Origin of the sequence: Sorangium sp. So ce726 (assembly GCF_051521405.1) — a bacterium.
Taxonomy (GTDB): Bacteria; Myxococcota_A; Polyangia; order Polyangiales; family Polyangiaceae; genus Sorangium.
The window spans coordinates 12,935,236-12,948,414 of the sequence record NZ_CP150349.1; the positions used below are offsets into that span (position 1 = coordinate 12,935,236).

Annotated in this window: 13 protein-coding genes; 9 read left to right on the top strand and 4 right to left on the bottom strand. The window is 72.1% G+C overall.

What is annotated here, in order from left to right; translation table 11 throughout:
- Nucleotides 1-14: 14 nt before the first annotated feature.
- Entirely contained in the window at nucleotides 15-1,013 is a 999-nt protein-coding gene (locus WME79_RS48225; protein WP_437529567.1) for an SDR family oxidoreductase, read from the bottom strand.
- A 428-nt stretch (nucleotides 1,014-1,441) separates the two neighbouring features.
- On the opposite strand from WME79_RS48225, the gene WME79_RS48230 reads away from it, so the two are divergent.
- The gene (locus tag WME79_RS48230) at nucleotides 1,442-1,963 is read left to right on the top strand and encodes a hypothetical protein (protein WP_437529570.1); all 522 of its coding nucleotides are present in this window, start codon (nucleotides 1,442-1,444) and stop codon (nucleotides 1,961-1,963) included.
- Between the two features lie 336 nt (nucleotides 1,964-2,299).
- A complete protein-coding gene (locus tag WME79_RS48235) occupies nucleotides 2,300-3,682 on the top strand; it encodes an esterase/lipase family protein (protein WP_437529572.1) in 1,383 nt (460 codons plus the stop codon).
- Nucleotides 3,683-3,736: 54 nt separating this feature from the next.
- On the opposite strand, the gene WME79_RS48240 is transcribed toward WME79_RS48235, so the two are convergent.
- Nucleotides 3,737-5,020 carry an adenylosuccinate synthase gene (locus WME79_RS48240; protein WP_437529575.1) on the bottom strand — a complete coding sequence of 428 codons (1,284 nt, stop codon included), beginning with the start codon at nucleotides 5,018-5,020 and terminating at the stop codon, nucleotides 3,737-3,739.
- A 112-nt stretch (nucleotides 5,021-5,132) separates the two neighbouring features.
- Nucleotides 5,133-6,560, bottom strand: a complete 1,428-nt coding sequence (locus WME79_RS48245) for an ATP phosphoribosyltransferase regulatory subunit (protein WP_437529578.1) — start codon at nucleotides 6,558-6,560, stop codon at nucleotides 5,133-5,135.
- A gap of 151 nt (nucleotides 6,561-6,711) precedes the next feature.
- Between WME79_RS48245 and WME79_RS48250 the strand changes: the two genes are divergently transcribed.
- A complete protein-coding gene (locus WME79_RS48250; RefSeq protein ID WP_437529581.1) occupies nucleotides 6,712-7,431 on the top strand; it encodes an RNA polymerase sigma factor in 720 nt (239 codons plus the stop codon).
- Nucleotides 7,432-7,547: 116 nt separating this feature from the next.
- Here WME79_RS48250 and WME79_RS48255 read toward each other — a convergent pair whose 3' ends face one another.
- Nucleotides 7,548-8,327, bottom strand: a complete 780-nt coding sequence (locus WME79_RS48255) for an HAD family hydrolase (protein ID WP_437529583.1) — start codon at nucleotides 8,325-8,327, stop codon at nucleotides 7,548-7,550.
- A 276-nt stretch (nucleotides 8,328-8,603) separates the two neighbouring features.
- On the opposite strand from WME79_RS48255, the gene WME79_RS48260 reads away from it, so the two are divergent.
- The 6 genes from WME79_RS48260 (at nucleotide 8,604) to WME79_RS48285 (ending at nucleotide 13,154) form a co-directional block, all read left to right on the top strand.
- Complete coding sequence (locus tag WME79_RS48260; RefSeq protein ID WP_437529586.1) at nucleotides 8,604-9,035, top strand: hypothetical protein; 432 nt, start codon at nucleotides 8,604-8,606, stop codon at nucleotides 9,033-9,035.
- 4 nt (nucleotides 9,036-9,039) lie between these two features.
- Nucleotides 9,040-9,279, top strand: coding sequence for a helix-turn-helix transcriptional regulator (locus WME79_RS48265; RefSeq protein WP_437529587.1), 240 nt, complete (start codon nucleotides 9,040-9,042; stop codon nucleotides 9,277-9,279).
- 117 nt (nucleotides 9,280-9,396) lie between these two features.
- On the top strand, nucleotides 9,397-10,416 hold the full coding sequence (locus WME79_RS48270) for an NAD(P)-dependent alcohol dehydrogenase (RefSeq protein WP_437529590.1): 1,020 nt from the start codon (nucleotides 9,397-9,399) through the stop codon (nucleotides 10,414-10,416).
- Nucleotides 10,417-10,628: 212 nt separating this feature from the next.
- On the top strand, nucleotides 10,629-11,219 hold the full coding sequence (locus WME79_RS48275; protein WP_437529593.1) for an RNA polymerase sigma factor: 591 nt from the start codon (nucleotides 10,629-10,631) through the stop codon (nucleotides 11,217-11,219).
- The gene (locus WME79_RS48280) at nucleotides 11,216-12,253 is read left to right on the top strand and encodes a hypothetical protein (protein WP_437529596.1); all 1,038 of its coding nucleotides are present in this window, start codon (nucleotides 11,216-11,218) and stop codon (nucleotides 12,251-12,253) included. Before WME79_RS48275 ends, WME79_RS48280 begins: the two co-directional genes overlap by 4 nt.
- Before the next feature lie 316 nt (nucleotides 12,254-12,569).
- Entirely contained in the window at nucleotides 12,570-13,154 is a 585-nt protein-coding gene (locus WME79_RS48285) for a hypothetical protein (RefSeq protein WP_437529599.1), read from the top strand.
- The last annotated feature ends 25 nt before the right edge of the window (nucleotides 13,155-13,179 follow it).

Here is a 13,179-nt window from a genome sequence, read left to right on the forward strand (position 1 = left end):
TCACCGCCAGGCGTCTACGCGAGCAGCCTTGGGCGGAGCCACAAGAGGCCTAGCGCGGCGGGCGCGAGGGCTGCGAGCCCGAGGACCGCGGCGCGCAGGAGGCGCCCCTTCCCGCGCGGCTTCTGCTTCCATCCGCCGGTCACGGTGGTCCCTTCCGGCAGGGGCGCGAACAGGTTGCCGTTCGTCGCGTAGGCGGTCCGGTCGTTCAGGAGATGCAGCCTGTCGGCGCTCCGCGCGAGCAGGCGTTCGGCGAGGCCCGGCGCGAGGAGAGACAGCAAGGCGAGCTGTCGGCCCGCGCTGCCCACGAAGATCTCTCGCCGAGGCGTCCGTGCCAGGCGAACGATGGCGCGCGCCACGCGTTCAGGTGAGACGATCGGGGGCATGGCCGTGGGCGTGCGCCCCGCGTAGTTGCCTGCGTGCTGAAAGAGCGGGGTGTCGACCGTCGCCGGCATGACAGTGGAGACATGGATGTCGCGGGCCCGCAGCAGCCTGAGCTCTTGCCTCAGGCTCCGGGAGAGCCCGCGAATCGCGTGCTTCGAGGCGACGTAGGCGCTGACATAGGGCTCGGGGAGCCTGGCCGCCATCGAGGCGACGTTGATGAGCACGCCGCTGCCCTGCCGCCGGAACTGGGCCAGCGCGGCCCGGGCGCCGTGGATGGTGCCGAACAGGTTGGTCTCGATGACGCGCCGGTAGGGCTCGGAGGGCGTCTGTTCGAACAGCCCGAAGAGCGTCACCGCGGCGTTGTTGACCCACACGTCGATCCGGCCGAAGGCCTCCGTGGCGCGCCGCGCGACCTCCATGACGGCCGCCTCGTTCGTGACGTCGGTGGGCACGACGAGGGCCTTGCCGCCGGCCTGCTCGCACGCGGTGGCGAGCTCGCGCAGCGGCTGCTCGCGCCTGGCCGCCAGCGTCACGGCGGCTCCGCGCCTGGCGAACTCCAGCGCTGTTGCGCGGCCGATGCCGCTCGAGGCGCCCGTGATCACGACGACTGGTTCCATGAACTTCTCGCGCATGCCTCACCCCTCCGACGTGCGCCGCGCTGCGAGCGGCCGCGCGCGGGCGCGGCGTGCTCCGCGGTCACAGGTGGTCCTTTCGCCATGCAATCGCCGGGCAAGCCGCGGCGAGGGCGGTTTGCGCGTCGCGTATGGCGCGTGTGGATCGATTCGCTCGCTCCGTGACCGGCCGAGCGCCTGTCGTCGAGCGCGCGCCGGCCGGCGTCAGGCGTTGTTCGTTTCTCGAGGGCATGGCGGCTTTCGATCGGGCGCGGCCCGATGCGCCGTTCCGGCGTCGTCTCGATCCCGACGGCCGGATCCGGCCCCAGCATGTCGAGCGCGGAACGCTACGCCGCCAGGCACCGAAGCGGCCTTTGCGCGCACGGGCGCGTCCGCCTCGCCGGCGGCTCGGTACGAGCCGCAAACGCAAACGATCTGGGAGACACATCATGCGAAGCATGTTTCTGGTAGTCCTGACCGCGCTGCCGCTCATGGCCTGTGGAGGCAATCAAGGCGGACAGGCGGCCTCGCCGGCGCCTGCACCGGCGGGCGGAGAGACCCCCGGCGCGCCTGGAACCCCAGGAGCGCCCGAGGGCGGAACGCCCGGCGCGGGCACGATGCCTGGAGCTGGAGGAGAGATGGGAGAGCCGGGCGCAGGCGCCCAGGGCGCGCCAGGCACCCAGGGCGGCACGCAGGAGTGGGGCAGCGGCACCCAGCGCAAACCGGGCGGCACCAGCGGCGCGCCGGGCGGCACGCCGAGCGGCGGCGCTGGCGGTACGCAGGGCGGCACGCCGAGCGGCGGCACCAGCGGCACGCCGGGGGGAGGGGCTTACGCGCCGCCGAGCGGCGGAACCGGCACGCCGGGCGGGACCAGCACGCCGGGCGGCGGCAGCGGCCAACGGGGCGGCACGCCCGGCGGCGGTAGCAAGAGCGGCGGCTCCCGCTCACCGGGTGGCGGCTCGGGTCAGTGATTTTCAAGCTATTCCCGCCTCACCTCCCATCGCAGCGACCGACCCCTGCGCAATCTCCCGCGCGATCGCGCAACCCTTGGCTCGACCTCCCGCGCGATCGCGCAACCCTCGGCTCGACCTCCTGCACGAGCGCACGCCACGACTGCCGCGTTGCGCGCGATCCGGCGGTGAGTCGGGCCGAGATGGTGGGGCGAGCGCGGATGGCGTGAGAGATGCCTGACTCCGCGACAACAGCGGCGGGGACTATCCGGTCCGGTCGGCTGTTTGATCCCGGATAACGGTCACGCCCACACGCCGAGCGCGGTAGGGCGATCACAGGGCGGAGAATACGCATTCATGGACGCGACGACTCGCACGGACGTGCCAAGGACCCACTTTGTCCTCGTACCCGGTTTCGGCGGCTTCGATGCCCTGGGATCGCTTCAATATTACCATGGCGTGACCGAGGCGCTGCGCGGCTGGAAGGGCGCGATGTACGACGCCCCGCTCACGCTTCACTACTTTCCGAACGTGCCCACGGCCGCCATCGAGACGCGCGCGCGGCTCCTCCTCGACTGGCTTCTGGAGCGGTACAAGCGCGGGATCCTCCGCCTGAGCCGCGGCGATTCCCTCCACCTCGTCGGACACTCCACCGGCGGCATGGATCTCCGGTGGATGATGAAGCTCCTCCACGATCACGCGGAGCACGCGGCGGGCGGCGCGCAGGTCGAGGGGCTGCCGGCGGAGCTGTTCATCAAGAGCATCTCCTCGGTGCAGTTCCTCTCCACGCCACACCGCGGCTCGAACCTGGCCCACGTGTTCACCCGCTGGTCCGGTGAGCTCCAGCTGCTCGCGGCGGTGCTGTACGAGACCAGCCGCGCCCTGCGGCTGCCGGGCTCGCGCTTCCTGGCCAGCTCGATCAAGCGGCTCGGGTGTTCCGCCGGCTGGATCGACGCGCTCCTCGACACCACGAGCTTGCTCGCCTCCTTCGATTCGACGGATGGCCTGGTCCGCGCGCGGGCGAGGGCCAGCTACTTCGATACGCTGAAGTGGCTGAGCGACGCCTCGGACGACTTCGGCGCCATGGCGGACCTCGATCCGAGCCGTCACTCCGAGGACCCTCTCCACGCGAAGATCTTCAGGACGACGTACGGGCACGTGCGCGTCCGATCCATCGTGACCAGGGCCGAGCCGCACCCGAGCGCGCCTGATTGGGATCTGTTCAAGATCTGTCACCGGTGGACAGCGCACAACCCTGGAGCGGAGCTCGGTCCGGACTGCTCCGTTCGCAGGCTCGACGCCGCAGGCAGCGTGGCGCTCGGCCGCGCGCACAACGACGGCATCGTCAACTCCGTATCCATGGTATGGCCCACGCTGGAGGACAGCGTCTACGTCGACGCGGACCACGCGGACATCATCGGGCACTACGGCGATTCGGACGCGCCGCACGAGGACGTCGTGCGCCCTGACCGCGACTACAAGCGATACGGCCTCTTCATGTCCAGCTCCGGCTTCGACCGCGAGCGCTTCCTGGACGTGTGGCGGTCGGTCCGCGGCTTCGCGCTCGCCGCCGAGTCGGGCCGGGAGAGGAAGGCGCCCTCTTCCCGGGTCGTCCTGCCGGTGTCCTCCGCGAGGAGGACCGATCCCGACGCCGGCGCCGCCGCGGACAGCACGCCGGCGCCTCGCTCCGAGGCCAGCGTCCCTTCGTCGATCCGTGGAGCGGAAGGCGCCGCGCCGTGAGCGCCGCGCGGGAGGAGGGCACGAGGGGCCTCCCCGCGCGGCGAGCCCGCTTTCTCAGGCGAACGCGTTGCGCCGCACGATGGTCGCCTCGCGGTCCGCGCCGACCGAGACGACGTCGACCGGCACGCCGGTCTCCTTCTCGACCATCTCCACATACTGCCGCGCCGCCGCGGGCAGCTCCGTCATGGAGCGGGCGGCGTCGATCGACTCGCTCCACTCGGCCACCGTCTCGAGCACCGGCTTGGCCGTCGCGATGTCGTCGATCGGGAACTCCCGCGTGCGCCCCGACGGCGTGTCGTAGGCGACGCACACCTTGAGCTCCGGCATGCCGGTCAGCACGTCGAGCTTGGTGAGCGCGATCCCGTCGAGGCCGTTCACCCGCGCCGCGTAGCGCAGCGCCGGCAGGTCCAGCCACCCGGTCCGCCGCGGCCGGCCCGTCACCGAGCCGTACTCGCCGCCCACCGACCGGAGCCGCTCGCCGAGCTGGCCGTCGAGCTCGGTCGGGAACGGCCCCTCGCCCACGCGCGTGCAGTACGCCTTCGCCAGGCCGAGGACGCGGCGGATGCGCGTCGGGCCGACCCCGGCGCCGACGCACGCGCCGCCCGCGATCGCCGACGACGACGTCACGAACGGGAACGTGCCGTGATCGATGTCGAGCAGCGTCCCCTGCGCCCCCTCGAGGAGCACGCGCTCGCCGCGGCGGAGCGCGCCGTCGATGAGCTGCGACGTGTCGGCGAGCAGCGGCGTGATGCGCTTCGCCAGCGGCGTGAGCTCGTCGAGGATCGCGTCGAGCGACGGCGGCTCGCCGCCCAGGGCGCGCAGCGTCGGCGTCCACGCCTCGAGCGAGCGCGACACGAGCTGCGCGAGCCGCTTCATGTCGCGCAGATCGCCGAGCCGCGCCCCGCGCCGCGACGCCTTGTCCTCGTAGCAGGGCCCGATGCCGCGCTTGGTCGTCCCGAGCCGCACGCCGTCCGCCGCCGCCGCCTCGCGGAGCGAGTCGATGAGCGGGTGGAACGGCAAGATCAGGTGCGCGCGATCCGACACGAACAGCCGCCCCTGCGTCGAGCAGCCCCGCGCCTCCACCGCGTCGATCTCGGAGACGAGCACCCCGGGATCGACCACCATGCCCTGCGCCATCACGCATCGGGCGTTCGAGCGGAGGATGCCGCTCGGGATGAGCCGTACGATGAGCTTCTCTCCGCCCACCACCAGCGTGTGGCCGGCGTTGGGCCCGCCGGCGTAGCGCACCACGAGGTCGGCGCTCTCCGTATAAAGGTCGACGACCTTGCCCTTGCCCTCGTCGCCCCACTGTGCGCCGACGATCACGATCGCGGTCATTCCGAAGCTCCTCTTGGATCACGTGGCCCGGCCTCGGCCCGCTCGTCACTCCGAGCGGCTCCGTCCGGGTTCAGGTTCGCCTTTACCCCAGGCTCGCTTGCCGAGCGAGCGTCTACTTGCCGCCCGGACGTCCTGCCCCCGTCTTCAGCACGATCGCCTGGGCCGCCGCGGCGTCGTCGAGGGCCGCCGGAACGGCGCTCGCGCTCGTCGCGGCCTCGCCGCCGCCGGATGTCGCCTCGATCACGAGCGCCCCGTCCCGCTCCCGCACCAGGTGGGAGAACCGCCAGGACAGCGCGTACCCCTCCGGATCCTGGTCCGGCGCGTGCGCCACGGCCGGGACGCCCAGCCCCCGCAGCGCCGCCGCGAGCGACGCGGCGCGCTCCGGCCGCACAGCGACGAGCACCCGCAGCGCCGGCTCGTCCGCGGCGCCCGCGACGTCGCGCGCCCAGGCAATCGCGTCGAGGTTCAGCGCGAAGCCGACGGCCGGCATCGGCAGGCCGAAGCGGGAGAGCAGCATGTCGTAGCGCCCGCCCGCCGCGATCGCCTCCCCGGGGCCATCGGCAAGCACGTGGAAAATTGCACCCGTATAGTACGCCAGACCGCGGAGCTCGCCGAGGTCGACCCGGAGCGCCGGGCCGAGCTCGGGGCTCACCCTGGCTGCGTCCCAGAGCGCGCGGAGCTCGGCGAGCGGCGCCTCGGCGGGCGTGCCGGTGAGGAGGCGCGTGGCGCGGTCGAAGACCGCGGCGCCGTCAGGGTCAGCCGCGCCGCCGCCCGCGAGGTCCGGCAGCGCGGCGATGGCCGCGACGATGCGGCGCGGGACGTCGGCGGCCTTCGGGCTCGCGAGCACGGCGGCGAGGCGGGAGGTGTCCTTCAGCTCGATCACCTCCGAGAGCTCGGCCGCGAGCCCCGCCGGGACGGCGTCGAGCAGCGCGCGCGCGATCATCGCGTGGCCGAGGTCCACCACGAAGCGATCCAGGCCGGCCTCCCGCACCGCGGAGGCGGCGAGGCGGAGGATCTCGAGCTCACCGGCGAGCGTGCCGACGCCGTAGAGCTCGACGCCGGCCTGCGGGATCTGCCGGTGGCGCCGCGCCCGCCCCTGGCGGCGGCGGAGGACCGTGCCCTCGTAGCAGAGGCGGATGGGGCGGGGCGCGTCCGCGAGCCGCGTGGCCACGAGCCGCGCGATCTGCGGGGTCATGTCCGGGCGGAGCGCCGCCACCTCGCCCGACTCGGGCTCGATGAAGCGCAGCACGTCCGCGGCGTCGAGCGTGCCGAGCCCGCGCTCGAGCACCTCGGCGAACTCGAACGCAGGCAGCGAGACCGGCTGGTAGCCGCACAGAACGAAGTGATCGAGCACACGCTTGGCGAGCGCGCGCCGGCGCCGCGCCTCCTCGGGGAGGAGATCGCGCATGCCGGCGGGCAGCGGGTGCGCCAGCGCACGCGGCGGGGCGGAGGCGGATGGCGCTGGCCGGTCCTCCTCGGGCGTCGGAACGTGGCTGTTGCCCCCTCGGGGGGCTTCCCATCGCGGAGCGTCGCTGGACATCGTGGCCCCGCTTATACCGGCTGAGCACGCGGTGCGCACGTGGCGCGCACGTCCGTTGAGCTTGCCGTGGCAAGGCCTTTGCTGGTCGGGTGCGCACCACCGGGCCCGTGGGCCGGAAGCGCACGCGGCGCCCTCGACGGAGAGATGGCTCATGGCTCTGACCGCCGTTCCGACCGATGTACCGAGCGCCAGCACGAGGCCTGAGACTCCTCTGGCGCCGCGCGGTCTCACCTCGCCCGGCGCGCTCGGGTCGCGCCCCTCGCCCCGCGCCGCGAGCGCGGGCCCGCTGGCCGAGGTCATCTGCCGGGCGAAGGACGGCGATCGGGAGTCGCTCGACGAGCTCACGCGGCTCATCCGCCCGCACGTGGAGCGGCAGCTCGCGCGCTACCCCGTGTCCGACGAGGATCGGCTCGACCTGGTGCAGTCGACGCTGCTGCAGGTGGTGCGGACGATCCGCTCGTTCCGCGGCGACTCGAGCTTCACGACGTGGCTCTTCCGCGTGACGGCGAACGAGGCGCTCATGCTGATGCGGTCGCAGCGGCGGCAGCGCGCGCGCATCGTCGAGGGGCTCGACTTCGAGGAGCTCGGCCTCTTGCCGACGATGCGCAGCACGATCGGCGAGGACGACGCCGCGTCCGCGGCGGAGCGGGAGGCGTACGTCCGCGAGGCGCTCTGCGAGCTGCCGGAGGACTACCGCGACGTGGTGCTCGCGCACTACCACGAGGACCTCGGCCTCCAGGAGATCGCGCAGAAGCTCGCCGTGAGCGAGAGCGCCGTCCGCTCGCGGCTCCACCGGGCGCGCGTGCGCCTGCGCGCGATCCTCAACGCGACCGCGTTCGGGCGCGAGATTGCCGAGGGCGTCGCGGCCTGAGGGGCGCGCGGGCAGCGACGTCCTGCGCGTGCGGGGAGGGAGGCTGACCGCGCGTGCAGGTCGGCCGCGCGCGCAGATCCGACGCGCGCGCAGATCCGACGCGCGTGGGTGTGCAGCTAACGAACGGTCGAGAGCCTGACCGTCGCGTCGCGCCAGCGGCGGAGGACGTCCCAGAGCTCTCCCATGGTACGGAGGAGCACGTCGGGGCGGGCGTCGAGGAGCTCCTCTCGCGATGCGAAGCCGCCGAGGACGGCGATCGACCGCGCGCCCGCGCGGCGCGCACACTCGATGTCCTGGGGGCCGTCGCCGACCATCACCATCTTGTGCGGCTGGACCCCGAGGCGCGCCGAGAGGTGGAGCAGCGGCGCCGGATCTGGCTTCTTGTCGGCGACGTCGCCGCCCGCGACCACCGCGCGGAAGCGCGCGCCGACCCCGAGCGCGGCGAGCACCGCGTCGGTGGTCGAGCGCGGCTTGTTCGTACAGACGCAGAGCGCGAGATCGCCGAGGTCCGAGAGCCTCTCGAGCATCTCCTGCGCGCCGGGCATCCAGCGGGTGAAGTCGAGCGGGTGCCGCGCGTAGTACTCGAGGAAGTGCCGGAGGACCTCCTCGACGCCGTCGGAGGTCTCGGGGAGCTTCGCCGCGCGTGCACAGAGCGCGCGCGCGCCGTCGCCCACGTACCGGACGATCACCTGCCCGGGCAGCGGGGCCCGGCCCGTCGCCACCAGCGCATGGTTCACCGCCGCCACGATGTCACCCCGGCTGTCGATCAACGTGCCGTCCAGGTCGAACACGACCACCGTGGGAGTGAGCATCGCCAGAGAGCCTACGATGGCGCCCTCGCTGGCGGAAGGTACGGCGAGCACCCCGATGTCATAGATACACGACTTGGTGTCCATTAACTGCGACTCCATGTATGAAAAATTTGACATTGGCTCGCCGGTCAGTTACCTAGTTCGAGCTGTCTGCAACCCCGCCAGGGATCGCTGGCACATCGAACCAGCGCGGCAGCGAAGCGGGCGCCGGGGTGCGGAGCGGCGCGAAACCGCGAGGAAACAGAGCCAGGGCCGCGCACGCGAGGCGTGCGCAGACGTCCGGTCATCTGCGGCCGGATGTGGAACAGGCGGAGCTCGTCTGCTGCGGATGCGGAAGGACGCGCTGCCGCGGAGGGCAAGATGACGTTCAAGGAATGGAACGCGGCGATCATGCTGACCGGCCAGGCGCTGATCACGGGCTGGTTGGTGCTCGATGCCGTGAGCACGCAGGGGTGGGACGCGCCTGTGTCTGCGGTGTCGGGGAAGATGCTCTGGGCCCTCCTGGCTTCGGTCGCGTTCAACATCGTGGCGACCATCGTGGTGACGATCGTCGTCAGCGTCGTGCGGCGCGAGGCGCTCAAGGACGAGCGCGCGGACGAGCGCGACGATGCCATCGCCGCGAGGAGCATGCGCAACGGCTATATCGTCCTCTCGATCGGCGGCGGGCTGATCCTCGCCCTGCTGGCGCTGGGCGGGCCCCCTGCGCTCGGGGCCTACGCGCTGTTCGCGGCGCTGATGCTCGGGGGCGCAGCGGACTCCGTCTCGAAGCTCATCTACTACCGCATCGGATAGCGCGATGGGCAAGGGGCAGCCTCAGATCACCAACGTCATCCGCGCGCTGAGGTTTCAGGCGAGCGAGATGACCCAGGCGGAGCTGGCCGAGAAGGTCGGCGTCACCCGTCAAACCATCGTCGCCATCGAGCAGGGCCGCTACTCGCCCTCCCTCGAGGTCGCCTTCCGCATCGCGGCGGCCTTCGGCGTGCCGCTCGAGCACGTCTTTCAGTGGAAAGGTGACGCGTCGGGCGAGCGGGGTTGAGCCGCGCGCCCGTCTCGCGCCGGCGTCTCGTTCATCGTTCGCGCAGGTTGCGTCGTTTGCGTCGGTTGCATCGTTTGCGTCGGTTGCATCGTTCGATGCGAGCGTGGAGGACTATCCATGAGAGCCATCGTTCAAGAGAGGTACGGTCCGCCCGAGGTCCTCCAGCTGAGGGAGGTGCCGCGGCCCGCTCCGAAGGACAACGAAGTCCTGATCAGGGTACATGCGACCGTCGCCACGTTCGCCGAGTGTGCCATGCGAAAGGGCGACCCCTTCATCGCGCGGCTCTTCACCGGGCTCATCAGGCCGAGGCTCCCTACCTCCGGCTTCTACCTCGCCGGAGAGATCGCGGCGGTCGGCAAGGGGGTGACGCGGTGGAACGTCGGCGACCAGGTCTTCGGGGCGACCGGCATGGATGCCGGCGCGTACGCCGAGTACAAATGCTTGCCCGAGGACGCCACGCTGGCCAGGAAGCCGCGCGGCGTGACCCACGCGGAAGCCGTCAGCATGTGTGACGGATTCCTCACGGGGCTGCCGTTTCTCAGGGACGAGGGCAAGGTCAGGGCCGGACAGCGCGTCCTGATCAACGGCGCTTCCGGAGGCATTGGCGCTGTCTCGGTGCAGCTCGCGAGGACCTTTGGCGCGGAGGTCACCGGCGTCTGCAGCACGGCGAACCTGGACCTCGTGAAGTCCCTGGGGGCCGAGCACGTCATCGACTACACCCGGGAGGACTTCACCAGCGCCGGACGTGCCTACGACGTCATCTTCGATGTGGCTGGCAAGAGCTCGTTCTCGCGATGCAAGGGCGCGTTGACGCCGAGCGGCGTCTACCTCACCACCGTGCCGACGCTGACCATCGTGGCTCAGATGCTGTGGACGGCCAGGACGCGCGGCAAAAAGGCCATCTTTGCGGCCACGGGCATGAGGCCGGCCAAGGAGGTGGCGCGCGATCTCGTCATCCTCAACGAGCTGATCGAGTCGGGCAGGGTGCGCGCGGTCATCGATCGACGCTATCCGCTCGAGCGAATGGCCGAGGCCCACGCCCGTGTCGAACAAGCGCACAAGAAAGGAAGCGTCGTCGTGACCACGAGCGCGGGCGACGACGAAGGCGCTGCGCGCGCGGCCGTGCTCCACGCGTGAGGCGGCGCGGATCGGTACGGGGAGCCCACGCCCGGCGCGCTTGTGTGCATCGAAGTGCAATAAGGACCGTAATTTCCGCTGGTGCGGCTCGCCCGTAGTCGAACGTCTGGCGCAGCCCATCCACAAGGTGCCCGCGGTCACCAGGTTTTGCTGTTCGGCGCTGACCTGTCGATTTTGTGATCGGGTCGCCTCGATCCGGAGATCCACAAGGCGTGAGCCGTGGTGAAGCGCTGACCCTGGTGCAGCTCCCCGCCGCAGTTCCGCCCGACAGCCGGGCGGCGGCCGCGCGCCTCACCGGGCTCGTGATGGAGCATTCGGCGTTCGTCTGGCGCTCGCTGGTGCGGCTCGGCGTGCCGCGCGCCGACGCGGAGGACGCGGCGCAGCAGGTCTTCCTCGTGGCGGCCCGGCGGCTCGGGGACATCGAATCGGGCCGGGAGGCCGCGTTCCTGTTCAGCACGGCGCTGCGGATCGCCTCGCGCGCGCGGCGGACCCAGCAGCGGCGCCGGGAGGTGCTGGAGGAAGCGCCCTGCGAGCGCGTCGACCCGGCGCCGGACCCCGAGGAGATGATGGATCGCGCTCGTGCCCGCGCGACGCTCGATGCCATCCTCGACACGATGCCCCTCGAGCAGCGCGCTGTCTTCGTGCTGTTCGAGCTGGAGCAGATGACGACGGCGAACATCGCGGCGCTGCTCGATCTTCCGGCAGGCACGGTCGCGTCTCGCCTCCGCCGGGCGCGCGAGCACTTCCAGGCCGCCGTGAGGCGGATCGAGGCGCGGGCCCATTTCCGAGGTGAATCGCCATGACCGATCCCGTGCGCCTTCTGGACCAGAAGGGGAGTGATCTGCGAACGACGCTCCTCCACGCGGCGCTCGACGAGAGTCCGCCGAGCGGCTTGACCCGGCGAATGCTCGTCGCGGTCGGCGTCGGGGCCGCCGTGACGGCGACGGGGGGCGCGGCCGCGGCGGGGACGGGGGGCGCGGTCGCGACAGGGACGGGGAGCGCGGGCGCGGCAGGGGGCGCGGCTGCGGCAGGGGGCGCGGGCGCGGCAGGGGGCGCGGCCGTGGCAGGGGGCGCGGCTGCGGCAGGGGGCGCGGCTGCGGCAGGGGGCGCGGCCGTGGCAGGGGGCGCGGCTGCGGCAGGGGGCGCGGCCGTGGGGGCGGGGGGCGCGGCCGCGATGGGGGGCGCGGCCGCGGCGGGGGCGAGCGCCGCGCTGAAGGTGGCGGGTGTGGCGGGCGGGAGCGGGATCTTGAGCGCGCTCGGGATCGGCGCGCTCGCGGGGGTCCTCACGCTCGGGGTCGCGGAATGGACGCACGTCGACGCGCCGATGCCCGCGAGGCGCGCTCAGGAGGCGTCCAGCGCGCCGGCCGCGCTCGCCGCGCCGCGCGCGCATGGCGCGGCCGAGGCGGAGCTGTACGAGCGCGTCCCGGAGGAGCGAACGGACGAGGCTTCGCCCATGGCCGCGCCCGCCGCCACGGCTCCTGCCGCCACGGCGCCGAACAGCCCGCGCGCACGCGAAAGGAACGCGCCGACGCTGGCCTCCGAGCTGGCGCTGCTCGACACGGCGCGGCGCGCGCTGCGACGCGGCGATCCGGCGGCCGCCCTCGCGCTCCTGGCTCGCCACGCGCGCGAGTTTCCGAGCGCTCAGCTCTCCGATGAGGCCGCCGTGATCCGGGTCGAGGCGCTGGCAAGCAAGGGGGATCGCGCGGGCGCCCACGAGGCGGCGCGGCGCTTCCGCGAGGCACACCCGGGCAGCCCTCACGCCGGTCGCGTCGAGTCGGCCGCCGGGCTCGACGCGAGCGAAGGGACCGTGCACCGGAGGAACGGACGCCGAGAGTGATACCGAAGCAGGCATCGCCACGGCGCGTTTGACGACCGCGTCCACGCGCTGCTGTTGCTCGGTGCTCTCGCTGCCTGTCGCTCGAAGAGCCCATCTGGCGATCACGCCGCGCTGGTTCTGCGCGCCAGAAATCCCTGCGGGCGAACGAGCGAACGACCTGGAGATTTGGCGACCGGACGCGGCCAAGCGAACACCTCACGAACATCGCTTGGCTCGCCAGGGAGGCTGCCAGGGCTCCGGCTCTCGGGAGCAGCGCATCTTGCGGTGTCAGGCGATGTTCGATATCGTCGGTCGTCGGCGGAAGGAGCGTATCGGTATGGCTCAATACGTTTCGCCTCATCCCGGCCTCGAGGGCCCCGGGAGCGCCTTCGCGTCGGTCACCGCAGCTCTCCGGACGCACGGAGACCTCGGGAAGCAGGTGCTCTCGACGCTGGGTGTGACTGACCTGGTCGCGGGCGGGTGGTACCCTCTCCAGATGCTCCTCGACATGCTGAAGGGCGTGGCCCGGGCGAGCGGGGACCATACGCTGCTCGCCATCGGGAAGGCGATCGTGGATCACGCCGTGTGGCCGGCCATGCCGCCGACCATCGTGGATGCCCTCCAGATGATCGACGTGGCATACCACATGAATCACAGGCGTGACGGAGTGGTGATGTTCGATCCGGCGACCGGCGTGATGCGGGAGGGGATCGGCCACTATCGCTGTCATCCGGAGAAACACGAGATCATCATGGTCTGCGATACGCCTTATCCCTCGGAGCTCGATCGTGGGGTCGTGCTCGGCACGGCGCGGCGAGCGGCGTCGCGCGGGGTCAGGCCGCGCGTCGACGTCGTGCTCGACGAGTCCCGCCCGTCGCGGAAGCGCGGCGCCGACTCCTGTGCCTACCGCGTCACCTGGTGAGTTGAGCGCGCGGGAGCCCTCACAG